Here is a 26,251-nt window from a genome sequence, read left to right on the forward strand (position 1 = left end):
GACTGCCCTTCGCCGCAAGCTCGGCGGCGAAAGGTTCGATCGTGTCGAAGACGGCGTTGACCCGGCGCTCGTCGCGCCCCAGGGCGACGCTTTTCGCCAGAACGTCGGCGATCACCAGCAGACGCGCATCGGAGAGGTCCTTGACCGCCAGCCGGCCGTCTGGGAGGGCCTTCTCCTCGCCGTCCGGCGTCGCCTCGACGATCAACGTCTCGTCGTCGCCGCGCGACGCGCCCGAGACGCGAATTCCGATCTTCTGGACGATTTCGTCCTCCTCGAGGGGAGAAAGTCCGAAGAGAACGGCGACCCCGAAGCGATAGAGGACTGCGAATCCACTCTGGCCCGCATGGAAGGCAAGGGGCGCGGTCGAAACCAGATCAGCCCGTTCGAGCCCGTCCGTTTCGATCCGCTCGCCGAGCAGCAAAGCCCGGGCCGTGAGCGCATGCGGGATCATCGCCGTCGTCGCCGGAGAATTGACTGTGTCGACCATTTTCTGACCTTGTGGCTTCGAGGCGCAATCATATCTCTAACCCGCGCATTTGTTCTGCTCGCCTTGCGTGACGCTGGCAAAAAAGCTAGCAAGCGGCGAGGTCGCGGAGAGATCACCCTTATGACTTATGTCGTCACGGAAAACTGCATCAAATGCAAGTATATGGACTGCGTCGAAGTCTGCCCGGTGGACTGCTTCTACGAAGGCGAAAATATGCTGGTGATTCATCCGGACGAATGCATCGACTGTGGCGTCTGCGAGCCCGAGTGCCCGGCGAACGCGATAAAGCCGGATACCGAAGAAGGTCTCGAGCAGTGGCTGCAGCTTAACGCGGAAATGGCGCAAAACTGGCCCAACATCACGATCAAGCGGGAACCGCCGGCCGACGCCAAGGAATGGGACGGAAAGCCGGGCAAGTTCGAGCAATTCTTTTCAGCCGAGTCCGGCCAGGGGGACTGAACAGCGCTCGGCGGCATCGCTGACGCCTAAATCGTCGCAGATGTGTTTCTACGTCGTTAATTTTTTTAAAACCTAATAAAATAAGCCATTTAGATGAATTTGTGGCCGCTGCGCCCGCGCCGTTGGCGCGCTTGCGCCTTTGATTTTTGTCCGTCAGCGTGTTATAAATCACACACTAAATGCACGCCTTGTCGAAGGCGATCCGGCGTCACAGCACCGTCTCGCGACGAATTCGAGAGCCTCTCTTTCCCAAGGGTCGGCCAGAGGCCCGGCTGCTGGGTATGCGGCGCTAGCAAGGTTTCCACATGCCGCCCTCGCGGTGTCGCGGCTTGCCGGCCGGCGGCGCGCGATTTGTCAGCGGCAGCGACCGTCCCGTCTCCACAGCGGGACAGCACAGGAGTAGCCCGCGTATGCCCTCCAACAAGAAAGCCGAGAAAAAGTCGTCCGCAACTGCCTCCACCGCAGCAGCGCGCGCCAAGGGCTCGGCCGCCCGATCCAAGACCCAGGCCAAGCGAGGGGCCAAAAGCGGCGCCACGAAATCCGCCGCGGCCAAGAGTTCGACTGCCAAGAAGTCGCTCGGCCGCTCCGCTTCGGCGGCCAAGTCTACTTCGGCGGCCAAGTCCGCTTCGACGGCAAAGTCCGCTTCGACGGCAAAGTCCGCTTCGGCGGCAAAGTCCGCGCGAGGCGCCGCTGCTTCGCGCGGGAAAACCAATGCAAGAACATCGGCCAAGAACATAAAAAAGATGACCTCAAAAGCGACGACGACGAAAGCCAAATCGACCGCAAAGGACAGGACCGCCAAGGCTGCGGCGCTAGCCGCGGCCACGCGCCGTCTCCCGCAGACCGGTCGCGCCCTCACCCGTGCGGTCGCCGCCAAAGCGGCGCCGAAGTCGCACGCCAAGACTGCGGTCGCGGCCAAATCCGCAGCCAAGAGCGCGACAAAACGGGCGGCGGCCGCCAAGGCCGCCAAGGCGGCGGCGGAAAAGGTTAGCTCCAAGGCGAAAACCCCGGAAATCAAGACGGTCAAGCCGATCGCCGCCAGCAAGACAGCGGCGGCCAAGCCGGTAAAAGCGGTCGCGCCGGCGATTAAACCGGTCGAGCAATCAAAGCCGGCGGCTGCTATGGCGCCGGCGGCGCCGAGGCCGGTTGAAAAAGCGACGGCGCCCGCCCCCTCGGCGCCTCCGGCGCTCGCCGAGAGCGCGCCCGTCGGGGCCGCGCGCCCAGCCGTTCCCGCCAAGGCGAAGCCCACTGCCGCTTTGAAAACCGGCTTCAAGCTCAGTGAGTTCATCGTCTACCCGGCGCATGGCGTCGGCCAGATCGTCGGCGTTGAGACGCAAGAGGTCGCAGGCTTCAGCCTCGAACTCTTTGTCGTGAGCTTCATCAAGGACAAGATGATCCTCAAAGTGCCCACAAGCAAAGTCGTCAACGTGGGGATGCGCAAGCTTGCGGATGCGGCCATCGTCGACAAGGCGTTGCAGACGTTGAGCGGCCGCGCGAGGATCAAGCGTACGATGTGGTCGCGTCGCGCCCAGGAATATGAGGCCAAGATCAACTCAGGCGATCTTGTCACGATCGCCGAAGTGGTTCGCGACCTCTATCGTTCCGATACGCAGCCGGAGCAGTCCTACTCCGAACGCCAACTCTACGAAGCCGCCCTGGATCGCATGGCGCGCGAGATCGCCGCCGTGCGCAAGCTCATCGATTCGGAATCGCTGAAGCTGATCGAATCCTTCCTCCTCAAGGGACCCCGACGCGGACCCAAGGCCGACGGGGATGTCGGCGATGACGGCGGTGAGGAAGCCGACGTCGACCGCGCGGCGTAATTGGCAAATGAAAAACCCCGGAAGTCGTTCCGGGGTTTTCTTGTCTCACGCGCCTGTCTTGCTTCTTACGCTCTTGCCTCGTCGGTCGCCGCTGTCTCCTGCATCCGCGACAAGGCGCGTCTGAGCTTCACGAGCGCACGACTCTCAATTTGACGCACCCTCTCCTTGGAGATCCCGAGGCGGTCGCCGAGAGTCTCGAGCGTCACCAGGTTTTCCGCCAGCCGCCGTTCGCGCACGATGCGCAACTCGCGCTCGGAGAGTATGGCGAGCGCGTCCTTGAGCCAGCGCGCGCGCCGGTCCGAATCCAGCGTTTCCTCGACGACTTGGTCGGGCAGCGGCTTCTCGTCGACGAGAAAGTCCATTCGCTGCGCGGAGGCCGACGAATCATCGTCGACGAGTTGCGCGTTCAACGACACGTCGGAGCCGGAAAGACGCGAATCCATCATCTCGACATCGGCGCGCGAGACGCCGATGGCGTTAGCGATCGTCTGATAGGTGTCCATCGCGCTCGCGCCGTGGTTTTCGCGCGCCAACCTTGCGCGCAAGCGCCGCAAGTTGAAAAAAAGCGCCTTCTGCGACGAACTCGTTCCGCCCCGCACGATCGACCAGTTGCGCAGAACATAGTCCTGGATCGAAGCTCTGATCCACCACGTCGCGTAGGTAGAGAAGCGAACGTCTCGTTCGGGCGCAAACCGCGCGGCCGCTTCCAGAAGCCCGACATGACCTTCCTGGACAAGATCGGAGAGCGGCAATCCGTAATGTCTGAACTTTGCCGACAGCGCGATGACGAGACGCATGTGCGCTGCGGTCAACTTATGTAGCGCTTTTTGATCGTCCCGCTCTCGCCACGCCACTGCGAGCTGCTTTTCCTCTTCTCGCTCCAGAAAGGGAGCTTCCGCGGCAGCCTTAATCAACTCGCGTCCGAGCCCAGGCATATACGCCATGACGCCCTCCATACGCGGTTGTCTCGACAATACGAGCAAATCCGCGCGCCAAGATTTTGCCTTGCAGGGATAACTGTCGAGGCGCGACAGTTGTTCCCGAAGTGAGCAAAAACCGGAACGTCACTCAGTTACTATTTTGTAATGTTCGCCGGGTATGACCGCGTCGCCGGCCAGCAGCCCATTGAGAAGCATGAAGTATTCGACCGGGCGATTGGGAACCACCATCCGCGCGGCCATCGTTTCGATGGTGTCGCCGGGCGCGGCGACAGCGACCGAAATCCTTAACGGGCGGGCGTCAGTGATTTCGTCAGGCGCGAGGCGATGGAAAGATTTGATCGACTCCATGAAGCGCGCGTCAGCGTCGTCGCTCAACGTGCGGGCCGCAAAAATCAGGCGGTAGAAAAACTCGCCTGACCGAATCACCGCCAGCCGGAAGTTCCACTCGCCCGCCCGGGCGACGGCGACCACTGAAGGGAGTCCGTTGATGTCCATAGTGCGCACGGACGATGGAAGAAGGCCGTCGACCCAGCCGGAGCCGACATAGTTTTCGAGGTTCTCGTCGGAGGGCAAGCGCACGCTGTCGAGCCGCAAGGCTTCATTATCGGGTTCGCGCACGCCGAATATGGCCTCGTTGGAGTTCTCGAGAAGAAAACCCTCGGGCGCGGTGAAGGTGAAGCGCAATCGCGGATGGGTGAACTTGCGGCCGCGAACGTAGCCTTCCATGGGATCGTCGCCGAAGGCGACGCCCTTGACGGCCTCGAGATAACCGCTTCGGTCGATGACCCCGATCCCTGGCGCCCCGATTTCGCGCGCCGCAGCGACAGCTTTGGTGATGCGGTCGGGAGTCGAGGGATGCGTCGACATGATGTCGAACTCGAACGACTTCTTTTTTCCATAGAGCGCCGCTCGCAACTCCGTGGACCGCCCCAGCGCCGTCAGGAAGCGCGAAGCGCCAAATGGGTCGAAGCCCGCCCGCGCGATGACGCGGACGCCGGCTGCGTCGGCGTCGAGCTCCTGCTGACGGGAGAAGCTTGCGACCGAGAGCCGCTGGCTGGACCGCACCTCGTCGCCTTTTTGGCGGTTCTGAATGACGGCGGCGGCTTGCGAGATGACCGCCGCCTCTCGCTCGCGCTCGGCGCGCAGCGCGCTGTGGCGAAGCGAAACATGGGCGATTTCGTGGGCCATCACCGCCGCCGCCTCGGACGCATCACCGGCGAGCACCAGGAGTCCGCGGGTGACGTAAAGATTGCCGGACGGCAGCGCAAAGGCGTTGACGACAGGGGTGTTGAGGATCGTCACCTTGTAGGTCGGCTGGCCGGGCGTATCGCTGACGGCCGCCAGTTTGACGAGAATGGCGTCGAGATAACGCTCTGCGGCGGGCGCTTCATATTCGCCGCCAAATTGGGCGACGAGTTCCTTATGTTGGACCGTGCTGCGATTATCGGTTCGCGGCGTCGCCGGCCGGGTTGGCGGCGAAGGCGCCGTAAAGAGATTTCCTTGCCGCTCCAGTTCTGCGCAGCCGCCCAGCGTCAGCGCGACGACGGCCGCAGTCAAAGAGGGCGCCGCCCGCCTAGCGAGTGACGCCGCTCTCAAAAAATTCGATCTCGGCTGGCGCAGCGATTTCGATGCGAGACCCGGTCTCAATAAGTCCTCGTACGCGGGCTCGCCGCCCGACTAGCGAGCGGGGCTCGATTCGCCCGAACATAGCCAAATTGCGCCGTGAAATCACGACGGTGAAGCTATCGCGCCATTTGTCGCCAAAATTAAGGTAGAAGGCGCGCCGCGACTCGCCGACGGAACGGATGTCGCCGACGACGACGATCATTCCCTTGCGCCGCTGCAGCTCCTTCGCGGCGTCCGGCGTTGACACGTCGATTTGGCGAAATTCCGGCCGTGACCAGAGTCCGACGCCGGCGTTGCGCGCCAGGGCTTCGGCGGCCAAATAGGCCTTGGCGCAGGCGGCGGCGGTCGGGTCGGGGCGAAAGCGCGCGTCGCCGGCGGCGAGCAGCGCCTCCGCCACAGAGGTCAGGGGCGCCGAGGGTCCTCCCGCGGGATCGCTCGCGTAAAGCCGGGCGGGCGTCCTGCCCCAGCGGTCGGACGCCGGAGCGAAAGCGCCCACAAATACGTCGCGGCCCGGAAGCCAGGCCGCTAAACGATTACGGACGGCGGCGGGCAGCTCGCCTGCTTCCGGCGGCGGAAAGTCGAGGCCGGCGAGCGCGACGCGGCGGCCGTCGTCGAGTAGGAGTTCGAAATCCTCGTCGACCGCGGCGACAGTCCCGGGAACCGCCCCTTCAAGCGAGCATTCCCCGTTTTCCGCCGCGGCCGGAAGCGACTGGGCCCATGATGGCCAAGCCGCCGCCATAAACGCGGCGAACGCCGCTCTTTGGAGCCAAAGCAGATCGACTGCGCGAAGTTTGAATGATCGCATCGCCCAACTTTAGCCGGATGGAAGCCTATACTCCGGCATGATCTCGCACGCGTCGAATCGGGCGACGCGCTTAAGCGAAAGTCACGGCCTCCGCGACATGCTCTCACGCTACGCTCTCATTTTCGCCCTGTCCTTCTTTGCTGCGGGCGCCGCCGAGGCGTTCGACCACTATGGCGATCCGCAGCCGGAGCCCAACGCCCGCTCCGCTCAGACCTACAATGTTCCGCCGTCGGATATTTATGACGGAGCTGAGCAGCGACCGGGGTCAGACGCGGCGATGGCGATGCGGATTGATCGGCTGGAGCGCGAACTGCGCCGATTGACCGGACAAAATGAGGAGTTGCAGCACAAGGTGCAGCTTCTGGAAGAACAATTGCGATCCGCAAAGACCGAGCCGGCGCACGCCGAAGCTGCCCCCCGCGGACCGACCAATCCGCCGGCGGCGGCGCAAACGACGCTTCCCCCCGTGGCGAGCGCGAACGCCGGCAAGCGGGGCGACGCCTTCGACCCCGCGGCGCAGCCATCGGCGCCCGGCGCACCGAGGCCGCTAGGGACGACGCCCCCGTCCGCGCCGCTCGACACCGCAACGCGGCCTTCAGGCGCAGCGACCGGCGCGCCGGTGCGCGAAGCCGGCCAGCCGCTTGATATCGCCCACGGCCGCCTTGTCGGCGACCAGCCGCCGCCGGCCGAGATCGCCGCCGCCCCCGCCATCCCTGGTCCCAAGGAGGAATATGATCAGGCCATCGCCGCGCTGCGCGCCGGCAAATATGAAGAAGCTGAGCGGACGCTCGCGATTTTTCTGTCGAAGAACGGTAAGGGCAAGCTCGCCCCCGCCGCGACGTTCAATTTAGGCGAGAGTTTTTTTCTGCGCGGCCGCCACCGCGAGGCGGCCGAGAAATATCTGGAAATCTCGACAAAGTACGGCGATTCGCAGCAGGCGCCGGAAGCGCTGTTGCGGCTTGGCCAGTCACTGAGCGCAATGGGCGCGAAGGAGCAGGCCTGCGCCTCCTATTCCGAGATCCACGTCAAATTCCCGAAAGCGGCGACGCGAATCCGCGAAGCGGCTCAACGTGAAAGCAAAAAAATCCAATGTTAGCAGCGCGCGGCTCGCGAAAGAGCGGACGCTGTTTTTTGGGCGCAAAGCGCGCGCTAAACTTTTGGAATCGGTCACTTCATCTGCATTTTGGCGATTGCGCCCAGCTGCAGCCTGATCTCGCCGTCGGCGCGGCGACCGGCGCCCGTCGGGCGTAGGCATGCCCGGCGCCGAAGCGGAAGCTGCCATCGACGAGTCGATCGAGCGACTGCGCGAAGAGGCGCTCGCGCTCCTTGCGCCCTACCCCTCCCTGCTGCTCGCGGTTTCCGGGGGACCTGATTCGGTCGCCTTGATGCTGCTTTGCGCGCAATGGTCTTTGCGATCGTCGCGCGACATTGCGGTCGCGACCGTCGATCACCGCTTGCGCAAGGCGGCGCGCGCGGAGGCCGAAGAGGTTGGCCGCTGGGCGCATGATCTCGGCTTTGCGCATCATCTGTTGACGTGGGAAGAGGAAAAGCCGTCGACGCGCCTGCAGGAGCGCGCGCGCCAGGCGCGCTATGCGCTGCTGACGGACTGCGCCCGTCGCAATGGCGCATCGGCCATCGTTCTCGCGCATCACGCCGATGACCAGGCCGAAACGATACTGTTTCGCTTAATGCGCGGCTCCGGAGTCGCGGGACTCGCCGGCATGGCGCCTGTCTCGCGCTGTGAAGGATTTGCGCTTCTGAGGCCGTTGCTCGGCTTTCGCAAAGCAGCGCTGGAATCGATCTGCGCGCGCGCAGGACAGTCGTTTTTTCGTGATCCGTCGAACGAAGACGAAAGCTTCGCCCGCGTCCGGCTGCGCAAGCTCGCGCCTTTCCTCGCCGCCCAGGGCTTCGGTCAGGACGCTCTTCTAAGACTCGGCGCGCGCGCGGCGCGCGCCGATGCGGCGCTGACGCATTGCGCCGCCGAGACGCTAGAGCGCGCATTGCGCAAAGATGAAGCGTCATGCGTCGAACTCGACGCCGCGACGCTGTGCGCGGCGCCCCCGGAAATTCTTCAGCGGACGCTGGCGAACGCCATCCTGCGCCTTGCGCCGGTCCCTGCGCTTCGCCTCGAACGTCTGGAGCGCGCCAGCGCACGCGTCGCGGCGGCGCTGACCGCGCGCAAATCGATGAGAATCACGCTTGCCGATGTCTCCATCGAAGCCATCGGCGGACGCGTTCGGCTGCGCCCTGCGCCGCCTCGCCGCTCAAATTAGAGTAAAGCCAATTGTCGCGGCTTTGGACGATCATATGCGAAACAGCTAAGCCGCGACACGGCGACGCCCGGATTCACGGCCCTTTCCGAGCCTTGGCAACGCCTGCCGGTGAGCCTAAATTAGACGGATGACCGGAACGCTTCGGGGGATAAGCCCGACCGAGCGGCTCCCGACAGGCTTCCCAAATGAACCCACACTTCAGGAACCTCGCGCTTTGGGCAATCATCGGATTGCTCGTGGTCGCGCTTGTCATGTTGTTTCAGCAGCCCGGCCAGCGCACGCCGATACGCGACATTTCTTATAGCGAGCTGCTCACCCAGATAGACCAGGGTCGTGTCCATGACGTGACCATCGCCGGCAATGAGATCGTCGGGCACTTCAACGACAACCGGCCTTTCACCACCTATGCGCCGGACGACGCCAATCTCGTGCCCCGCCTGCAGGCGAAGAACGTCTCGATCAGCGCCAAGCCGAACAATGAAGGCGGCGGCTTCATGATGACGCTGCTGCTCAACGCGCTGCCGCTTGTCGCGTTTCTCGCGGTGTGGATTTTCCTCTCCCGCCAGATGCAGGGCGGCGCCGGCCGTGCAATGGGCTTTGGCAAGTCGAAAGCGAAGCTTTTGACCGAGACGCAAGGCCGCGTCACGTTTGAAGACGTCGCCGGCGTCGACGAAGCCAAGGAGGATCTGCAGGAGATCGTCGAATTCCTGCGCGATCCGCAGAAGTTCCAGCGTCTCGGCGGCCGCATTCCGCGCGGCGTGCTGCTTGTCGGGCCGCCAGGCACCGGCAAGACCTTGCTGGCGCGCGCCATCGCCGGCGAAGCGGGCGTGCCGTTCTTCTCGATCTCGGGCTCCGACTTCGTCGAAATGTTCGTCGGCGTCGGCGCGTCGCGCGTGCGCGACATGTTCGAACAGGCGAAGAAGAACGCGCCCTGCATCATCTTCGTCGACGAGATCGACGCGGTCGGACGCCATCGCGGCGCCGGACTTGGCGGCGGCAATGACGAGCGCGAGCAGACCTTAAACCAGCTGCTCGTCGAGATGGATGGCTTCGAGGCGAATGAGGGCATCATCCTGATCGCCGCGACCAACCGTCCGGACGTGCTCGACCCGGCGCTGATGCGTCCGGGCCGCTTCGACCGGCAGATCCAGGTGCCGAACCCGGACTTCATCGGCCGCGAGAAGATTTTGAAAGTTCACGCCCGCAAGGTGCCTTTGGCGCCGGACGTGGATTTGAAGATCGTTGCGCGCGGCACGCCGGGCTTCTCGGGCGCCGATCTGATGAATCTTGTCAACGAGGCGGCGCTGCTCGCGGCGCGGCGTTCGAAGCGGATCGTCACGAGCCAGGAGTTCGAGGACGCGCGCGACAAGATCATGATGGGCGCCGAGCGCCGCACTTTGGTGATGACCGACGAGGAGAAGAAGCTCACCGCCTATCACGAAGGCGGCCATGCGCTCGTCTCCTTGAATATGCCGGGCTCGATTCCGATCCACAAGGCGACGATCATTCCGCGCGGCAGAGCGCTCGGCATGGTGCAGGGTCTTCCCGAACGCGACCAGATCTCGCAAAGCTACGAGCAACTCGTGGCGATGCTGGCGATGGCGATGGGCGGCCGCGTCGCCGAGGAATTGATTTTTGGCGCAGCGAAGACGACCTCCGGCGCGGCGTCGGACATTCAGCAGGCGACGCGGATCGCGCGCGCGATGGTCACGCAGCTCGGCTTCTCCGACAAGCTCGGCACGGTCGCGTACGCTGACCCGCAACAGGAGCAGTTCCTCGGCTACTCGCTCGGACGCACGCAAACCTTCTCCGAACAGACGCAGGAGACGATCGACGCGGAAGTGCGCCGCCTCGTGCAGCAAGGCTATGACAAGGCCAAGCAGATTCTCGTCGACAGGCGCACCGACCTGGACACGCTCGCTAATGCGCTTCTCGAATTTGAGACGCTGACCGGCGACGAGATCAAGGGCCTGCTCGTCGGCAAGCGGCCGGTGCGCGACGAGTCGGCGCCGACGCCGCCGCCGCGCGGCTCGGCGGTGCCGACGACGGGTTCGAAACCGGAACCCGACGTCGGCGGCATGGAGCCGCATCCGATCTGACGAAAGAAAAACCCAGCGGTCCCCCGCTGGGTTTTTTGCATTGATCTCGACGATCTATGCCTTCGACTGAGCGATCAGCTCATTGACCGTTTCGGCTGGGCGGCAAAGGGCCGCATTTTCGCCCATCGATACGATCGGCCGTTCAATCAGAATCGGGTGTTTCTCGATGGCGGCGAAAATCTCGTCGTCCGACAGGGCGGGATTATCCAGGCCCAACTCTTCATAGGGCGTGCCGCGTCTACGCAAAATCTCGCGCACATTCTTGCCCATGCGGCGAAGTAGATCCTTCAAGGCCGCACGACTGGGCGGAGTCTTGAGATATTCTATCACTTGCGGCTCATAACCTGCCGCCTTCAAAGCGGCGAGCACGTTGCGCGAGGTGCCGCAGGCCGGGTTATGGTAGATTTTGACTTCCATGTGGACATCCGTTCAGGCGATATGCGAGTGTTCATTAACCTTTCGCTGGGCTGGGGAGAACACAGCTCCCGACAATATGACATCATGTTCATAAATGCGCCGGCTTGGCGTGAAAGATGCGCCGGCTTGGCGTGAAAGATGCGCCGGCTTGGCCAGGGCGCCGCTCGCTGAGGATATTCAATGACCCGGACCCATTTCGGCACCGATGGCATTCGCGGACTGGCCAATGAGAAAATCACGCCGGAGCTCGCGCTCAAGGTCGGTCAGGCGGCGGGCCTCATCTTTCATCGCGGCGAAGGCCGGCATCGCGTCGTCATCGGCAAGGACACGCGGCTCTCCGGCTATATGATCGAATATGCGCTGGTCGCCGGCTTCACCTCGGTCGGAATGGATCCGCTGCTGCTCGGGCCGATGCCGACGCCCGCGGTCGCCATGCTGACGCGATCGATGCGCGCCGATGTCGGCGTGATGATTTCCGCGTCTCACAATTCTTTCGAGGACAACGGCATCAAGCTGTTTGGACCGGACGGCTACAAGCTTTCCGACGAAATCGAACACGAGATCGAACGTCTCATCGACAACGACATCATGCGCAAGCTCGCAGGCCCGAGAGAACTCGGCCGTGCGCGCCGCATCGACGACGTCCGCGCGCGCTACATCGAATTCGCCAAGCGCACGCTGCCCCGCAACATGAGCTTCGAAGGCTTGCGCGTCGTCGTCGATTGCGCCAATGGCGCAGCCTATAAGGTGGCGCCTGAAGCGCTGTGGGAGCTTGGCGCCGAGGTGATCGCCATCGGCGTCGAACCCGACGGCTTCAACATCAATCATCGTGTCGGCTCCACATCGCCGCAAGCGCTGCGCGACAAGGTGCGCGAACTGCGCGCCGACGTCGGCATTGCGCTCGACGGCGACGCCGACCGCGTCATGATGGTCGACGAACAGGGGCGCCTCATCGACGGCGATCAGCTGATGGCGGTGGTCGCGGAAAGCTGGCGCGACCAAGGATTGCTGTCCAAACCCGGACTCGTCGCGACGATCATGTCCAATCTCGGATTGGAGCGTCATCTGAGTTCGCTCGGACTGACTTTAGAGCGAACGGCGGTCGGCGACCGCTATGTGATCGAGCGCATGCGCGAAGCCGGCTACAATATCGGCGGCGAACAATCGGGCCACGTCATTCTGTCCGACTATTGCACGACCGGCGACGGACTGGTGACGGCGATGCAGGCGCTGGCGGTGGTCAAGCGCCAGAATCGTCCGGTGAGCGAAGTCTGCCACCGCTTCGAGCCCCTGCCGCAAATCTTGCAGAATGTGCGCGCCCAGCGCGGCGAATTGGAGCGCGCCGCGGTCGCATCCGCAATCGACGATGCGCGGGCGCGGCTCGGCGGCTCTGGCCGACTCATCGTTCGGCCTTCCGGCACTGAGCCGGTTATCCGAGTCATGGGCGAAGGCGACGATCGAGAACTGGTCGAATCGCTCGTCGCCCAAGTCTGCAGCGCGCTGAAAGCCTCCGCCGAGGCGGCCTGACGCGAAGCCGCTGCGGGCGCGTTCGGCGCCGCGCGCGGGCGCAGCCGCCAGAAGGTAAGAGTTGGTTGAGATCGATGGTTAAGCGATACGGTTAACGCATCGTTAAGCGTTGCCGCCCATGTTGCCGTCGTCGGCCCTGCGTCATCAAAACGCGACAGGGCGCCCGAACCAAGGGGACCAACATGGGCCGCACCATCGCGCTGGCGCTGTTAGCCGTCATCGTCACAGGCGCTCTCGATGCGCGCGCCGACGGGCTGCCGCCTCTCCCGCCCCTCGATGTCAGCGGCTGGTATCTTCGCGGCAATATCGACGATCCCGAGCAACAGTTGACCGAGGGACGGACCTACCTCCAGCCGAACATTCTCGCCGTTCTGCCGAACGGCCCGACCGGATCGGCGCGCTATTCGATGAGCGAGACGCGGTAGCGTTAGAGATCTAGCACTTCGACATTCCGTCTCCGACAGAGACAGCTTCGACTTCGGCGACGCGCCAGGAGCGGAAATCAATCTCAGCCGCGGCGGGCCGCCGCAATCCTGGCGACGTCAATTTTCTTCATATCCATCATCGCTTCAAACGCGCGTTTTGCTTCGTCGCCGCCGGCGGCTAGCGCCTCGGTCAGCACACGCGGCGTGATTTGCCAAGAGACTCCCCATTTGTCTTTGCACCAGCCGCACGCACTCTCCACGCCGCCATTACTGACGATAGCGTTCCAGTAACGGTCGGTCTCTTGCTGATCGTCGGTGGCGATCTGGAACGAAAAGGCTTCGTTGTGTTTGAACATGGGTCCGCCATTGAGGCCGAGACAAGGGATGCCGGCTACTGAGAACTCGACCGTCAGGACGTCGCCCGCCTTGCCGGATGGATAATCGCTCGGAGCACGGTAGACAGCGGTCACCGCGCTGTTTGGAAAAGTCTCGGCGTAGAAGCGGGCTGCAGCCTCTGCGTCCTTGTCGTACCAGAGGCAGATCGTGTTCTTGGCAATTGCCATTGCTTGTCCTTTCGCTTTGACCAGCAATGCCTGAACGATTGTAGCGGTTCAGAGCCGGCCAATTTTGAGGCTTCCCAGGGCGCGTCCACAACGACGTTCTTTGCCGCTCGCCCGCCGACCGATATTGGGCCATATCTCTCGTCCATGTCCGACCTGACCGAGAGCGGGGGCGAGGCTCCTCAGACCAATGCGCCGGAGATCAGCGTCTCCGAACTCGCCAATGCGCTCAAGCGCACCATCGAGGACCGCTTCGGGCGGGTGCGGGTGCGCGGTGAAATCTCCAACTATCGCGGCCCGCACGCCTCCGGCCACGCCTATTTCTCGCTCAAGGACCAGAGCGCGCGGCTCGATGCGGTGATCTGGAAGTCGACCTTCGCGCGGCTGCGCACTAAGCCGCAGGAGGGGCTGGAGGTCGTCGCGACCGGCCGCGTCACCACCTTCCCCGGAAAATCCTCCTATCAGATCGTCATCGAGTCGCTGGAGCCGGCCGGGGTCGGCGCGCTGATGGCGCTGCTCGACGCCCGCCGCAAGGCGCTCGCGGCCGAGGGCCTGTTCGACGAGGCGCGCAAGCGCGCCCTGCCCTTCCTGCCGCGCGTCATCGGCGTCGTGACCTCGCCGACCGGCGCCGTGATCCGCGACATCCTCCACCGTCTGAACGACCGCTTCCCGCGGCGCGTGCTGGTCTGGCCGGTGCGGGTGCAGGGCGAGAGCTGCGCCGAGGAAGTCGCCGCGGGCATTCGCGGCTTCAATGCGCTGCCAGCCGGCGGCGCCATTCCGCGCCCCGACGTGCTGATCGTCGCGCGCGGCGGCGGTTCGCTCGAGGATTTATGGGGCTTCAACGAGGAGCTGGTCGTCCGGGCGGCGGCCGAGAGCGCCATTCCGCTGATTTCGGCGATCGGCCATGAGACCGACACGACGCTCATCGACTTCGTCGCCGACCTGCGCGCGCCGACGCCGACCGGCGCCGCTGAGAAGGCGGTTCCCGTCCGCGTCGAGCTTTTCGAACATCTCGCCGTGCGCGCGAGCCGGCTGGAAGGGGCGCGCCGCCGCGCCATGGAACAGCGCCGCGCCCTGCTTTCCACTTTCGCGCGGCTGCTGCCGGCGGGCGACGCGCTGCTCGCCAGCCCCCGCCAGCGTCTCGACCGGGCGGCGGAACGGCTGGGCGCCGGCGTTCGCGCCGCCAGAGACGGACGGCGGCTGCGGGTTTCTCGGGCCGCCGCGCTCCTTGCTCGCCACTCGCCGCAGGCGGAGCTGGCCCGGGTACATGAGAAGCTGCGCGGCCTTGGGACGCGGCTGCGGCAGGGATACTTCGCCCGCGCCGTTCTGGCGCGTCAGGAGAACGCCGCCTCCAGGCAACGTCTCGCTGGGGCCGCGCAGCGGCTGGACCGCGCCGTTGCGGGCCTGATCGTCCGCAGCCAGGATCGGCTCGACCGGCTCGTGCGGCTGCAAGAGTCGCTCAGCCATCGTTCCGTGCTGGCGCGCGGTTTTGCTCTGGTGCGCGATGAGAGCGGTGCGTTGGTGCGCAGCGTCGCGCAGGCCCCGCCCGGGACTGGTCTCGATATCGAAATCGCCGACGGCAGAATCGCCGCGCGGGCGGGCGCCGCGACCCCCGACCCGCCCGCTCCGCCGCGACCGCGCCGGCGCATGAGACGGCTGCTCGGTAGCGACGATCAGGGATCGCTGTTCTGACCTATTCGAAGCGCATCTGCCAGGCGACGATGCTGCGCTGCATGGGGGCGCGCGGCAGATAGCAGAAGACATTGGTGGAGATCGGCGCTTCGGCGCAGTGATAGTGTTCCCGGCTCCAGTCGTAGCCAAGCATATCCATGCAGGCCACGATCTTGTCGTGGACGAGCTTGGGATTGGAGCGGCGCTCAGCCGGGAAATCCCGCTCTGTTTGAAATTCGCAGTCGGTGACGTCGAGCTTTTGACCTTCGAAATAGCGCCCGCTGGCGCCGCTCGTCACGAACATCGCCTCGGTGGCGAAGATGAAGAGCAGGCCGATCGCCAACGCGATCTTGCCCTGCGCCTTTGTCTTGAAAAAGTGGAGATCGATTAGCGACAGCAATCCGATCGCCAACAGGCCGCCGCCAAGAAGCAACGTCAGCGGCGAGAGGAAAGGCGCGATGCCTTCGTTCATGTCACGCTCCTGATCCATCCCGCCCGCCGCTGGCGTGATAACTGATAGTAAGAGCGAGACTCTCGCCAAAGCAACCGGGCGCGAGCGCTCAGGCCGGGCACCGTGTGAAACCGTCAAATTCCCGCCGAAACAGCGTGTTAAGCTTCCGTTAACCAATTAACCGTCTATTAACGAAGCCGCCAAATTGCTCAAATGCAACAGGTGCAAGTTAGCTTCGATCAAGGTTGACGGAACCTTCGCTTAACCCGGGAAGACTAGGACTATCGCCGTTCGGTGGTCGAAACAGGAGTTCCTCATGCCGCTTTCGCTACGCGCCTGCAGCGCCAAATTCGTCGTCGCCCTGACGGCGGCGCTGGCGCTTTCGGCCTGCGCCAAGAACACGGCGGACGAGGCCGCGGGCGATCTGGCCGGCGGCCGCTACGCCGGCGGACATGGGGTCGCGGGCCCAGGCACCCAACAGGATTTCGTGGTCAATGTCGGGGACCGCATTTTCTTCGAGACCGACTCGACCGATCTGACCTCGACCGCGCAGTCGACGCTCGACAAGCAGGCGGAATGGCTTAATCGCTATTCGCGCTACAGCTTCACCATGGAGGGGCACGCTGACGAGCGCGGTACCCGCGAGTATAATTTCGCGCTGGGCGCCCGACGCGCCGAAGTGGCCAAGAACTATCTGATCTCGCGCGGCGTCGCCGGGTCGCGCATCCGCACCGTCAGCTACGGCAAGGAGCGTCCGGTCGCCGTCTGCGACGACATTTCCTGCTGGTCGCAGAACCGGCGCGCCGTCACGGTGCTGTCCGGCGGCAATTCCTGACAATGGCAGAGCGCCGAGCGCTTGCATCTGCGGCACTTGCGTCCGTGGCGCCGTTGCGGCATTGAAGGCGCGCGCCTCTCAAGCGCCTGCAGGAGTGTAGCTCAACTGGTAGAGCACCGGTCTCCAAAACCGGGGGTTGGGGGTTCGAGCCCCTCCACTCCTGCCATTAAATCAAACTATTGGCGATGCGATACGGTCTAAGCCGTGCGTTCTCTCAGAATTCTTATGGCGCCGTCCTCATAACTCCATGAGGCGGTCACTTTGGCCCTGATATCATTCGCTGCTTCGGCGACACATTTTTCAAAGTGTGAATTCGCAACGCCTTCGTAATTCTTATTGAGCAAATCATACACGCACCGCTCGCAGCCTCATCAGATACACGAGCGTCAGCGGCGGAACGGACTCAATAATCGTTATATCGGCAGACTCTTGCCATTCGAGCTCGAATAATCGGCGCGCGAAACCGGGCAACGCTTCAGTAACGGATGACCTGAAGCGTTCCCGGAGCTTTCTCGCCGCGTCTTCAAATTGCTCGAGGACTTCGTGTTGCAGCGAAAGTGAGGCTGGGGGGCTCATAATGCGCTCCCATGTGAGTGTCTGTCCGAAGGGAAGTTGAGTCGAATGAGTCTTTTATGATTCGATGGAGCGGCCTGATTCTCGAAGGGGTCGCGGATGTGGACGAACGAAAACCGTGTTCGCTATGACCGTAGTGGTCTGCGCTATCCGAGCGATGTGACGGACGCGGAATGGGAGCTGATCGCCCCATTGATCCCGCCCGCAAGACGCGGGGGCGGCAAGCGCAAGGTGAACCTGCGCGAGATCGTGAACGGCCTGATGTATGTTCTCTCGACCGGCTGCCAGTGGCGCGCGATTCCCAAGGATTTGCCGCCCAAGAGCACGGTATACGGCTATTTCGATCTTTGGACTTATGATGGCACGATCGATCGCCTCCACCACGCGCTTTACGTGAAGTGCCGCGATGCCGCCGGGCGCGAAGCCAGTCCGACCGCCGCCGTCATCGACAGCCAGAGCGTGAAAGGGGCGGAAAAAGGGGGCGCTGCATTGATCCGCACGGCTATGATGCGGGCAAAAAGATCAACGGCAAGAAGCGGCATATTCTCGTCGATACGATAGGCCTACTGCTTCATGCGATCGTTCATCCCGCCGACACGCAGGATCGCGACGGCGGCGTTCTCGTTCTGCGCACCTTGTTCGGGAAATTCCCGTTCCTGCAAAAGCTGTTCGCCGATGGTGGATATCAGGGACCAATCTTTTGCGCGGCGCAGAAGAAGGCTTTGCCAAACCTCGTGACGGAAATCGTCAAGCGTTCCGATACGGCGAAAGGTTTCGAGGTTTTGCCGAGGCGCTGGGTTGTCGAACGAACTTTTTCCTGGCTCGGTCGGTGTCGAAGATTGGCCAAGGATTGGGAGTGCCTCAACCAGAAGGCGCTCGCATTCTTGCGCATCGCCTCCATCCGCCTCATGCTCCGAAAGCTATGCAATTCAGCATAATGTCTTCGGACGGACTCTGAGGCATGACGCAATATCGGAATTTGAAACAACTCCAGAAAAGCCTTTGTAGCTTATGCGGAGCCTTAAGACAAGGCTATGTAAAATCAGTCGTCTTGACGATGACGTCAGCTTTCGCCGAGTCCGCCGCACGCGCAAAGTCAAATGTCCATTGCAAGGGTTCTATTCGGTTTAGCGCAGAAATTTACAGGGAATCAGTCTTGGCCCATCACGCCGAAATCACGCGCAAGCGGACGGCCGACGGAACAAGCAAGAGAGGCTCGCGTTAGACGCGGTGGCCGGGGGCTTTGTCAGCCAAGGACCTGGAGATTCCGCGATGAAAAACTCTCGCAAGCTGCTTACGACGGCGCTCGCCGCAACGATGCTCGCCGGCGCATTGACGGTCTCGACCCCGGCGTCCGCATGGCGCCGCTGGGGTTGGGGCCCCGGAGCGGGCCACTGGGGCTATAGCGCCGGATGGCGCAGTCCCGGCTGGGGCTATGGCGGATGGGGCTTAGGCGCGGGCCTGGCGACCGGACTAGCGCTCGGCGCCGCGACGAGCTATCCGTACGGCTCGGGCTATTGGGGCTCCTCATATCCCAGCTATTGGGGTTATGGTGGGTCAGGTTATGGCGGGTCCTATCCGGCCTATTACGGCTACGGTGGCGGCCGCTGCGGCTGCTGACGACAGCCTTTGAGCCGACAATCTAAAGCCGCGCTGCCCAGCTTGGCCATGTCGGGCTAAGGCAAAGACGGCGCGACCGCGCTAAATGCCGGTCGCGCCTCGCCCGATTGCAGCGCCCGGCGTGATAGTCGCCGCCTTATTCGCCGCCAGCTGGGAACGAGTAGTCGCTGACAGTTCGAGTATAGGTGAAGCGCAGCGTACTGTCTGAATATCCGGTGGTCCGACAGTTTCGGCGGTTGGGCGCGCGGCCCCGAACGATTACCTCGTGTTCGTTCACCACGTCGCCATCTACGGAAAAACCAATCGGGGCACACCCCGATGAGAACCGGTAGGCTGTGCCAATGTACTTGTTTCCTTGCCGCGTTCCTTCAAACAGTAAAGTGCCGTTGTGAACTCCCTGTGCGACCAAGCCCTCTCTTGGAGCGTCATAGTAGAACTTGCGGCGCTTGCCGTCGGATATCAGGACCATGGTTGATCCGTTGTGATCCCAGAGCGAAGCGCTACCAACCGACTCGACTCGTGACGGCGAAGCGGGTTGCGTCACGGGGGGAGATGGCGTTACCGCCGCACTTTGCGACGAAGACTGAGATTCTTCTTTGTTTCTAGCTTTCTGTAGCTCCTCAAGAGCGGCAGCGGCCATCTTCCGCGTCCGCTCCAAAGATTGTATCTCATCGGCTCGGCGCGCCGACTCCTCGGCGGCGGCTCTCTCCTTGGCGAGCTCTTGCGCCTTGCGAGCGGTGTCGAGCGCTTGTTTCGCGGTGGCTCGGCGCGCTTCATCGGCGGACTGTTCGTCCTCAGCTTCCCGAACCTTCCGAGCTTCCTCCGACGAGCGGTTCTCTCTCGCTCGTCGCGCGTCATCCTCCATCGACGCCTTCTCCTCCGAAGGACTCCCAGGCGCCGTTGCTTTCTTCTCGGAATCTTGGTCTTCAAAAACTGACAGTTTATTCGGCGTCTTATCTGGAGCAGCTGCAGTCTTGAATGGAGACGACGCCTCAAGATAAACGCCGAAATACATAAGGCCCGCACCCAAAACCATCACGAACAAAGCCCCTCCGTTGAGTTCAAGCTCAACAACCGGAAGCTTGATCTTCGTGAGACCTCCGTCCGCCGATCTAAACACCATCAGCGCCATACCGAACACCAAAAGAATGGCGCCGAGACCAAACATGATTTGCTGATATAAATTCATGCATTACTCATTAGGAAACGTTCGCAAAGTTCAACAAGTCTACGGCGACTTCATCGGCTCAGCAAGCTGACCCGTCGTTCGCGCACTGGCGCGCAGCGGCGCTGTCGCCGTAAGCTGCCGGATTATGCTAGGCATCGCTCGACGCCGCAAGCAGGGACGCTGGATGTTGGTCGTTGTCTCACCCCGATGCCGCATGAACACAACCGTATAGAAATGGCCTCGCTAGCGCTGAAAAGCCACTACGCGGGTTAAGCATTCCTGTAAGCGTCAGAGTTCACACGCAACGGAGATGACCGGCGTTACGCATCGGCTTTTCACGTCGCGCCGCATTCATACCCTCTCAGGAGCAGCTTCATGCCCAGCGAAGCGATACGGCTGAAGCCCGGCGACGCGCTGATTATTCTCGACGTGCAGCGCGACTTCTGCGCCGGCGGCGCTCTCGAGGTCGCCGGCGCCGACAGCATCCTGCCGACGGTCAACGCCTTGATCGAAGAAGCCGTCGCCGCCGGCGCGGCGGTCGTCGCGTCCCGCGACTGGCATCCGGCGGGCCATGCGAGCTTTGACGAAGCCGGCGGACCATGGCCAGCGCATTGCGTTCAGGGCAGCGCAGGCGCTGAGTTCCATCCCGATCTGCGCCTCCCCGAACGCGCGATCATCGTGACCAAGGGAACAGCGCCTGATCGCGACCAACTTTCCGCTTTCAACGCGACGGGACTGGCGGTTCGACTGCGGCAGCTCGACGTGCGTCGCCTGTTGATCGTCGGACTGGCGCTCGACGTTTGCGTGCGCGACTCAGCGCTCGACGCCATTGCGGAAGGATTTGAAACGCATGTGCGGCTTTCCGGTTCGCGCGCCATTACGCCGGAAGCCGGGAGAGACGCCGTCGAAAAGATGCGCAAGGCGGGCGTCGTCATCGAAGAGAACTGAATTTCCGCGCGGGACATCAGCGCGCAGATTGCCCGCACTTGGCGCCCTCGGTAAGGTCGCGCGTAGCGCGCGAGCGCTTTCAGCCTTACCCATCGCATTCTGAGAAGGAGCATCAGTGGCCAGCAGCGCGCTCTTCGCGGATCTCTACGAATTCACGATGCTGCGCGCTTATTTTGAATTGAAGATGGACGCGCAGGCGACCTTCAGTCTCTTCGTGCGCAAGCTGCCGCCGCAACGCAATTTTCTGATCGCGGCCGGCTTGAACGATCTTCTCGACGAAATCGAAAATTTGCGCTTTGAGCCGCCGCAGATCGACTATCTCGCTTCGTTCGAATTCTCCTCGCAGCCTTTTCTCGATTGGCTCGCGAATTTTCGCTTCTCCGGCGACATCTATGCAATGCGCGAGGGGACGCCGTTCTTCGAGAACGAACCGATCATGGAAGTGGTTGCGCCCGTCGCCGAAGCGCAGCTCATCGAAACGCTTGTTCTCAATCAGATCGGGCTGCAAACGATACTGGCGTCGAAAGCGGCGCGCGTTGTCGCCGCGGCGCGAGGCGCCAGCATCGTCGATTTCGGCGCAAGACGGGCGCAAGGCCTGGACGCCGCAACGAAGGGCGCGCGCGCGTTCTATATCGGCGGTGTCGAGTCAACGTCGAATGTTGCAGCTGGCCAGCGGTATGGGCTGCCGGTCGCCGGAACCATGGCGCATAGTTTTGTCCAGGCCTGCGCGACAGAGAGGGAGGCGTTTCGCTGCTTCAGCGATGTCTTTCCCGACACGACGCTTCTCGTCGACACCTATGACACGATCGATGGCGTCAAGAAGGTCGTCGCGCTTGCAAAGGAGCGCGGCGCGGATTTCAAAGTCCGCGCGGTGCGTCTCGACTCCGGCGACCTCGACGCTCTGTCGCGCGAAGCGCGCCGCATTCTCGACGGCGCCGGATTGACCCACGTGCAGATCGTCGCAAGCGGCGGCCTCGATGAAACGAAGATCGACGAGCTGACTGCGCGCGACGCGCCGATCGACATATTCGGCGTCGGCACGGATATGGCGGTCTCGAGCGACGCCCCTGCGCTCGACATCGCCTATAAGCTGACCGAATACGCCGGCGAAGGACGGATGAAACTCTCGGCGGGCAAGCGGTCGCTGCCGGGCCGCAAGCAGGTTTTTCGCGAGTTTCGAGACGGCGCCGCGGTCAAGGACGTCATCGCCCGGCACAGTGAAACGCTGCCGGGCGTTGCATTGCTGCAACCCGTTATGCTTTCCGGACGCCGCATTGCGGAGCAACCCCGCGACCTTCAGCACATCCGCGCTTATGCGAAAGAGCAACTCGCCGCGCTTCCGCCGAAGCTACGCGCGCTCGACTGGCATGAGCGCTACGACGTCGCGATCAGTTCCGAGCTTGCGGAATACGAGCGAGAGACGCGCGGGCGGTTAACCGAATAAGTCTCGGACGGAGAATCCGCGCTATTTCGCGGCGCGCACATAGACGCCGGAGAAGCTCACATTCATGCCGCCGCAACCCAGATTGTCTTCGACGACGAGATAGCGGCCATATAGGGAGAGCCGCGCGGCGCAGCTGTCCTTGGCTGCCTCAGGCGTCGGCAGTTCAGCGGACTTATCGGGATCGTAGCCAATCGCGAGAGTGTTTCCGCGCGGCTTGGCCTCGCCATCAAGTTCCCCCGAATTCACAGCGCCCCGCTTGACCCGCTCGGGGTCTTCAGCGCCATAGGTCGCGTTGCCGGAAACCTTCACGACGTCGCCGCGCGTTTTCAGGACGATCTTCGCCTCGGTTCGCCGCCATTTCCCGTCCCATTTTGCGCTCGCGACAGCTTCCGGCGTCACGGGTCGAATAGCCTCGCGCGGCAAAAGCCCGGCTGTCTCAGTCCCACGCGCCGAGACATAGGTCGCGCAAGCGAAGGGCGCATCGGACGCTTCGATCAGCGCCTCGTCGCCGGGCGTAAGGAAGGCTTTCAGTCTGCAGGCAGCGTCGCTCGACGGGCAGTTCGGCGTCTTCTTGCTCGGCCCGGCGAAGAAGTTGACCTTCGGCGCCTTCGAATCCATTCGCACAAGCGAAAGCTTCTTGCTTGCGTCAAAGGCTCCGCATTCGAACGCAGAATGCGCCGGCTCCGCGAACAGCGCCGCGGCGGCGAAAAGAGGCATGCGAGCAAGAACTCGGCGAAAATCCATCATCCGGTCTATATATCGCGCGCGCTGCGCAAAGCGTTCGCGCGACGCGCTCTAGCGCCGATCCTTTCTGTCGATGAACTCCGACGTGAACCGTTTCAGCGCAATGCGCAGATCGTCGGCGTAACCGACCGCCCCGAGAGACTGGAACCTTTCGATGTCGGCAAGCATCAGTTCTCTCACTGGCGCCTCCCCGCGATGCAGATTGAGTAGATAGCCGGAAAGCAGTCGCCCATGCCGCGCACCGACCTCCGTCTTACTGTCGCCCGTAGCCAAGCCAATTTTCATAGCGAATCCTGAGTTTAGCGGCTCCGGAGGGCGCGACGCGCCGGACGCCGGCGATCTCCCAAGCAAGAATTGCGCTCACCGAAGTTCGGCGAGCGCCGTCGCGTGGCCAAATCCGAAAAAGGCGTCGATCATCGCCGGAAGGTCCTTGGCGCAGGGCGACGTTTCCATAGGCGCGGCAGCGCGCTTGGGCGCAACGCAAAAAAGTCTCATGCCCCAGTCGGGGTAAATGCGCGCTGAGATGCGTTCGTGAACGAGCTTAACGACGCCGGAATGACGCGGATCTTTACGTATCTGCAAGTAGAGCGGCGTCAGCGACTGATGCGGGCCCTCAAGAATTTGCAGAAAATTGAGGCCGTTGTAGAGGAGCGCGCCGCTAATCTGTAGCGGACGATTTCGCACGGCAGCCTTGTCGACGATCCCTTCTATTGTGGAGGGGTTCAGATCAATATTGGCATTACTGAAATAGACCAGTCGATACATAAAGGCCTCCAAACGCGCCGCTACACAACGCGACAATCCCGCCTTAGGAGGCGTCAGTCAATCGCCACAAACTAAAAAAAGGATAGGACCAAAACGGAAATTATGCAATAGTTTCATGTGCTTGACCTAACTCAAATCGCAGCGCCGAGCCCGCGCTCCTGTCATATGTTCGTATCACAGCCGACGCTATTTAAAGGGCATATTGCAGCCCTTTTCAGTCGCGAGGGAGGCGCTGGCGCGGCCGCGTCTCCCTCTTTATCTTTTGCAGTGGGCGGGGACATATATCGACAGCTCCAGGGGGATTAAAGATGATCGCGCCTAACGCCTCCCTTATCTCGATCTCGGTCAAGACGTATCAGGACAATGCCGTCAGGTTGATGGATTTCGGCCTGATCAACATGCGGTCGGCGCTGCAATTCGCGCAGGATCTATGGACGGCAATGTCGCCGAACGATCTCGCCGAAGCCATGGTCGACTACGGCCGCCGGCAATTTGAGTGCTGGAGCGAAGAATTCGAGGAGTTGTCGACTACGACTGGCGGCAAGACGAACGAACCCGGCGAGCTCGCCGGGCTAGGCGACTAGCAAATAAGAGGACGTAACGATCGGCGCCGCGGCGCGTCCGGGCGCACATTTGCAGTTCCATCGGCTGCGGGCTAACTCTCCGTCGACGCCGCGCCGAATCCGGTTGAGCAGTTCGCTTGACGCGTCATTGCCGGCGAGCGACATCCCCGCAATCGCATCGGCCGGGCGTCGCGACTGAATGGAACCAGCTTCTGCTCGCATGACCAAGCGCGCTCCCGCCCTCGCCGACTTCAAACGCATCGTCGTCAAGGTCGGCTCCTCGCTCATCGTCGATCCCAACAGGGCCTCGGCGAAACGCGCCTGGCTGGGGCGCCTCGCCGACGATGTCGCGGGTCTCCATCGCGCCGGCGCCGATGTGCTGGTCGTCTCCTCGGGCGCGGTGGCGCTCGGGCGCAGCGTGCTCGGCTTTCAAAAGGGCGCCCTCAAGCTCGAAGACAGTCAGGCCGCCGCCGCCGTCGGCCAGATCGCGCTGGCGCGGCTCTGGGCGGAAACGCTGCACGATCGCGGCCTCGTCGCCGGTCAGGTGCTGGTGACGCTCGGCGATACCGAGGAGCGCCGCCGCTACCTCTATGCACGCGAATGTCTGACGCGGCTTTTGTCGCTGCGCGCCGTGCCGGTGATCAACGAAAACGACACGGTGGCGACGGCGGAAATCCGCTACGGCGACAATGACCGCCTCGCCGCGCGCGTCGCCACCATGGCGAGCGCCGATCTGTTGATCCTGCTCTCTGACGTCGACGGACTCTACAGCGCCCCGCCCGACACGAACCCCGACGCCAAGCACATCGCGATCGTGCCGCGCGTCACCGCCGAAATCGAAGCCATGGCCGGTGGCGCCGCCTCGCAATATTCGCGCGGCGGCATGCGCACCAAGATCGAGGCGGCAAAGATCGCCACGACCGGCGGCGCGCACATGGTGATCGCTGACGGGCGCGAAGAGGCCCCGATTGCGCGAATCGCGGCTGGGGGCCGCTGCACCTGGTTTCTCACGCCCTCCAATCCGGTGACGGCGCGCAAGAAATGGATCGCCGGCGCGCTGGAGCCGAAGGGCGCCGTCCATATCGACGACGGCGCGGCGAAGGCCCTGCGTTCGGGCAGAAGCCTGCTGCCGGCGGGCGTCACGCGAATCGAAGGGGGCTTCGCGCGCGGCGACTGCATTTTGATCCGCAACGCCAAGGGCGGCGAGATCGGGCGCGGTCTCGTGACCTATGACGCAGTCGACGCCGCCAAGATCGTCGGCCGCTCGACAAAGGACATCGAGGCGCTCTTGGGCTTCAAAGGGCCTGACGAGATTATTCATCGCGACGACATGGCGCTCGGCGGAGAGTGAAGAAAAGCCCTCCCTGCTCGCGTCATGGCCGGGCTTGTCCCGGCTATCCACGCCGCGACGTTCCGGAAAGCTGCGAGGCGCATGTAGCGGCGCCGCGTGGATGCCCGGCACAAGGCCGGGCATGACGCTGAGGGGCTCGCGGCCGTAATCGCTAGCGGTGAGACGCAGTATTTCAGAATTGCAAATACCGTGTTAGATTGACTCGATGCGGCTGACGACCTTCACCGACTTTGGCCTGCGCGCCCTCATCCTTCTCGCTGACCGTAACCCGGAAGTGATGAGCGCGGCGGCGATCGCGGATCATTTCGGCGTTTCGCGCCACCATATGGCGAAAGTGCTGCAGGAACTCGCCGCGGCCGGATATGTCGAAGGCATTCGCGGCGCGCAGGGCGGCGTGCGACTGGCGCGCGATCCGCGCGACATCCGAATCGGCCAGGTGGTCCGAACGCTCGACGATCAGCCGTTGGTCGAATGTTTCAGTCCGCAAGGCAGCAACTGTGCGCTTTTGCCGCGCTGCCGGCTGAAGGGCATGCTGGCCCGCGCCGAGCAGGGATTTTTGCGCGAGCTTGATCGCTATACCCTGCACGACTGCCTCGAAAAAGCCGCCGCCTTTCCCCTCGCCGATCATTCCGTCTGAACATTCGCGTGTATTCGTCGCGCCTCGGCGCCTTGACTT

The 26,251-nt window shown here is 63.0% G+C and carries 28 protein-coding genes and 1 tRNA gene; 17 read left to right on the top strand and 12 right to left on the bottom strand.

What is annotated here, in order from left to right:
- Nucleotides 1-487: RMD1 family protein (locus QZ964_RS12995; RefSeq protein WP_292532083.1), on the bottom strand; the 487-nt coding region annotated here is incomplete at its 3' end.
- A gap of 120 nt (nucleotides 488-607) precedes the next feature.
- On the opposite strand from QZ964_RS12995, the gene fdxA reads away from it, so the two are divergent.
- Nucleotides 608-946, top strand: coding sequence for a ferredoxin FdxA (fdxA, locus tag QZ964_RS13000; protein ID WP_292532084.1), 339 nt, complete (start codon nucleotides 608-610; stop codon nucleotides 944-946).
- A gap of 289 nt (nucleotides 947-1,235) precedes the next feature.
- Here fdxA and QZ964_RS13005 read toward each other — a convergent pair whose 3' ends face one another.
- Nucleotides 1,236-1,682, bottom strand: coding sequence for a hypothetical protein (locus QZ964_RS13005; protein ID WP_292532085.1), 447 nt, complete (start codon nucleotides 1,680-1,682; stop codon nucleotides 1,236-1,238).
- Between the two features lie 7 nt (nucleotides 1,683-1,689).
- Between QZ964_RS13005 and QZ964_RS13010 the strand changes: the two genes are divergently transcribed.
- Nucleotides 1,690-2,769, top strand: a complete 1,080-nt coding sequence (locus QZ964_RS13010; protein WP_292532086.1) for a CarD family transcriptional regulator — start codon at nucleotides 1,690-1,692, stop codon at nucleotides 2,767-2,769.
- Nucleotides 2,770-2,834: 65 nt separating this feature from the next.
- On the opposite strand, the gene QZ964_RS13015 is transcribed toward QZ964_RS13010, so the two are convergent.
- From QZ964_RS13015 to QZ964_RS13025, 3 genes are all read right to left on the bottom strand, one after another.
- Nucleotides 2,835-3,713, bottom strand: coding sequence for an RNA polymerase factor sigma-32 (locus QZ964_RS13015; RefSeq protein WP_292532087.1), 879 nt, complete (start codon nucleotides 3,711-3,713; stop codon nucleotides 2,835-2,837).
- Nucleotides 3,714-3,833: 120 nt separating this feature from the next.
- Nucleotides 3,834-5,267, bottom strand: a complete 1,434-nt coding sequence (locus tag QZ964_RS13020) for a M48 family metalloprotease (RefSeq protein ID WP_292532088.1) — start codon at nucleotides 5,265-5,267, stop codon at nucleotides 3,834-3,836.
- Between the two features lie 16 nt (nucleotides 5,268-5,283).
- Nucleotides 5,284-6,075, bottom strand: a complete 792-nt coding sequence (locus tag QZ964_RS13025) for a thermonuclease family protein (protein WP_292532089.1) — start codon at nucleotides 6,073-6,075, stop codon at nucleotides 5,284-5,286.
- A gap of 163 nt (nucleotides 6,076-6,238) precedes the next feature.
- Between QZ964_RS13025 and ybgF the strand changes: the two genes are divergently transcribed.
- The 3 genes from ybgF (at nucleotide 6,239) to ftsH (ending at nucleotide 10,513) form a co-directional block, all read left to right on the top strand.
- Complete coding sequence (gene ybgF, locus QZ964_RS13030) at nucleotides 6,239-7,237, top strand: tol-pal system protein YbgF (protein ID WP_292532090.1); 999 nt, start codon at nucleotides 6,239-6,241, stop codon at nucleotides 7,235-7,237.
- Between the two features lie 157 nt (nucleotides 7,238-7,394).
- Nucleotides 7,395-8,414 (top strand): tRNA lysidine(34) synthetase TilS, encoded by a 1,020-nt coding sequence (tilS, locus tag QZ964_RS13035; RefSeq protein ID WP_292532091.1) that lies wholly within the window; start codon nucleotides 7,395-7,397, stop codon nucleotides 8,412-8,414.
- A gap of 185 nt (nucleotides 8,415-8,599) precedes the next feature.
- Complete coding sequence (ftsH, locus tag QZ964_RS13040; protein WP_292532092.1) at nucleotides 8,600-10,513, top strand: ATP-dependent zinc metalloprotease FtsH; 1,914 nt, start codon at nucleotides 8,600-8,602, stop codon at nucleotides 10,511-10,513.
- A 54-nt stretch (nucleotides 10,514-10,567) separates the two neighbouring features.
- On the opposite strand, the gene arsC is transcribed toward ftsH, so the two are convergent.
- Nucleotides 10,568-10,930, bottom strand: coding sequence for an arsenate reductase (glutaredoxin) (gene arsC, locus QZ964_RS13045; RefSeq protein ID WP_292532093.1), 363 nt, complete (start codon nucleotides 10,928-10,930; stop codon nucleotides 10,568-10,570).
- 180 nt (nucleotides 10,931-11,110) lie between these two features.
- Here arsC and glmM point away from each other — a divergent pair, with 180 nt between their 5' ends.
- Nucleotides 11,111-12,457, top strand: coding sequence for a phosphoglucosamine mutase (glmM, locus tag QZ964_RS13050; RefSeq protein WP_292532094.1), 1,347 nt, complete (start codon nucleotides 11,111-11,113; stop codon nucleotides 12,455-12,457).
- Between the two features lie 182 nt (nucleotides 12,458-12,639).
- Nucleotides 12,640-12,882, top strand: coding sequence for a hypothetical protein (locus tag QZ964_RS13055; protein WP_292532095.1), 243 nt, complete (start codon nucleotides 12,640-12,642; stop codon nucleotides 12,880-12,882).
- An 83-nt stretch (nucleotides 12,883-12,965) separates the two neighbouring features.
- Here the strand turns inward: QZ964_RS13055 and QZ964_RS13060 are convergent, their stop codons facing one another.
- Complete coding sequence (locus tag QZ964_RS13060; protein ID WP_292532128.1) at nucleotides 12,966-13,439, bottom strand: VOC family protein; 474 nt, start codon at nucleotides 13,437-13,439, stop codon at nucleotides 12,966-12,968.
- A 150-nt stretch (nucleotides 13,440-13,589) separates the two neighbouring features.
- Between QZ964_RS13060 and xseA the strand changes: the two genes are divergently transcribed.
- On the top strand, nucleotides 13,590-15,134 hold the full coding sequence (xseA, locus tag QZ964_RS13065) for an exodeoxyribonuclease VII large subunit (protein ID WP_292532096.1): 1,545 nt from the start codon (nucleotides 13,590-13,592) through the stop codon (nucleotides 15,132-15,134).
- Nucleotide 15,135: 1 nt separating this feature from the next.
- Here the strand turns inward: xseA and QZ964_RS13070 are convergent, their stop codons facing one another.
- Nucleotides 15,136-15,585: a hypothetical protein gene (locus QZ964_RS13070; RefSeq protein ID WP_292532097.1), complete on the bottom strand. Its 450-nt coding sequence runs from the start codon at nucleotides 15,583-15,585 to the stop codon at nucleotides 15,136-15,138.
- 295 nt (nucleotides 15,586-15,880) lie between these two features.
- Here QZ964_RS13070 and pal point away from each other — a divergent pair, with 295 nt between their 5' ends.
- The 4 genes from pal (at nucleotide 15,881) to QZ964_RS13090 (ending at nucleotide 18,592) form a co-directional block, all read left to right on the top strand.
- The gene (pal, locus tag QZ964_RS13075) at nucleotides 15,881-16,399 is read left to right on the top strand and encodes a peptidoglycan-associated lipoprotein Pal (RefSeq protein ID WP_292532098.1); all 519 of its coding nucleotides are present in this window, start codon (nucleotides 15,881-15,883) and stop codon (nucleotides 16,397-16,399) included.
- Between the two features lie 90 nt (nucleotides 16,400-16,489).
- Nucleotides 16,490-16,565: transfer RNA gene (locus tag QZ964_RS13080), tRNA-Trp, on the top strand.
- A 506-nt stretch (nucleotides 16,566-17,071) separates the two neighbouring features.
- Nucleotides 17,072-17,910 (top strand): IS5 family transposase gene (locus tag QZ964_RS13085; protein WP_292532099.1). Its coding sequence is split into 2 segments (ribosomal slippage): nucleotides 17,072-17,459 and nucleotides 17,459-17,910, totalling 840 coding nucleotides; the frame shifts between segments, so codons are not numbered across the junction.
- Nucleotides 17,911-18,244: 334 nt separating this feature from the next.
- Complete coding sequence (locus tag QZ964_RS13090) at nucleotides 18,245-18,592, top strand: hypothetical protein (protein ID WP_292532100.1); 348 nt, start codon at nucleotides 18,245-18,247, stop codon at nucleotides 18,590-18,592.
- 136 nt (nucleotides 18,593-18,728) lie between these two features.
- Here the strand turns inward: QZ964_RS13090 and QZ964_RS13095 are convergent, their stop codons facing one another.
- Nucleotides 18,729-19,781, bottom strand: coding sequence for a hypothetical protein (locus QZ964_RS13095; RefSeq protein ID WP_292532101.1), 1,053 nt, complete (start codon nucleotides 19,779-19,781; stop codon nucleotides 18,729-18,731).
- A 354-nt stretch (nucleotides 19,782-20,135) separates the two neighbouring features.
- Between QZ964_RS13095 and QZ964_RS13100 the strand changes: the two genes are divergently transcribed.
- Entirely contained in the window at nucleotides 20,136-20,708 is a 573-nt protein-coding gene (locus tag QZ964_RS13100; protein ID WP_292532102.1) for an isochorismatase family protein, read from the top strand.
- 115 nt (nucleotides 20,709-20,823) lie between these two features.
- The gene (locus QZ964_RS13105) at nucleotides 20,824-22,152 is read left to right on the top strand and encodes a nicotinate phosphoribosyltransferase (RefSeq protein ID WP_292532103.1); all 1,329 of its coding nucleotides are present in this window, start codon (nucleotides 20,824-20,826) and stop codon (nucleotides 22,150-22,152) included.
- Nucleotides 22,153-22,173: 21 nt separating this feature from the next.
- Here the strand turns inward: QZ964_RS13105 and QZ964_RS13110 are convergent, their stop codons facing one another.
- The 3 genes from QZ964_RS13110 to QZ964_RS13120 form a co-directional block, all read right to left on the bottom strand.
- Entirely contained in the window at nucleotides 22,174-22,869 is a 696-nt protein-coding gene (locus QZ964_RS13110; RefSeq protein ID WP_292532104.1) for a hypothetical protein, read from the bottom strand.
- Between the two features lie 78 nt (nucleotides 22,870-22,947).
- Entirely contained in the window at nucleotides 22,948-23,181 is a 234-nt protein-coding gene (locus QZ964_RS13115) for a hypothetical protein (RefSeq protein WP_292532105.1), read from the bottom strand.
- 75 nt (nucleotides 23,182-23,256) lie between these two features.
- Nucleotides 23,257-23,661 (bottom strand): BLUF domain-containing protein, encoded by a 405-nt coding sequence (locus tag QZ964_RS13120; protein WP_292532106.1) that lies wholly within the window; start codon nucleotides 23,659-23,661, stop codon nucleotides 23,257-23,259.
- Nucleotides 23,662-23,969: 308 nt separating this feature from the next.
- On the opposite strand from QZ964_RS13120, the gene QZ964_RS13125 reads away from it, so the two are divergent.
- The 3 genes from QZ964_RS13125 to QZ964_RS13135 all read left to right on the top strand — a co-directional run bounded on the left by QZ964_RS13125 (nucleotide 23,970) and on the right by QZ964_RS13135 (nucleotide 26,212).
- Nucleotides 23,970-24,245 (top strand): hypothetical protein, encoded by a 276-nt coding sequence (locus tag QZ964_RS13125; protein ID WP_292532107.1) that lies wholly within the window; start codon nucleotides 23,970-23,972, stop codon nucleotides 24,243-24,245.
- A 199-nt stretch (nucleotides 24,246-24,444) separates the two neighbouring features.
- Nucleotides 24,445-25,575, top strand: coding sequence for a glutamate 5-kinase (gene proB, locus QZ964_RS13130; RefSeq protein ID WP_292532108.1), 1,131 nt, complete (start codon nucleotides 24,445-24,447; stop codon nucleotides 25,573-25,575).
- A 205-nt stretch (nucleotides 25,576-25,780) separates the two neighbouring features.
- Nucleotides 25,781-26,212 (top strand): Rrf2 family transcriptional regulator, encoded by a 432-nt coding sequence (locus tag QZ964_RS13135; protein WP_292532109.1) that lies wholly within the window; start codon nucleotides 25,781-25,783, stop codon nucleotides 26,210-26,212.
- Nucleotides 26,213-26,251: the final 39 nt, after the last annotated feature.

This window comes from Methylocystis sp. (assembly GCF_021731785.1).
Classification (GTDB): Bacteria; Pseudomonadota; Alphaproteobacteria; order Rhizobiales; family Beijerinckiaceae; genus Methylocystis.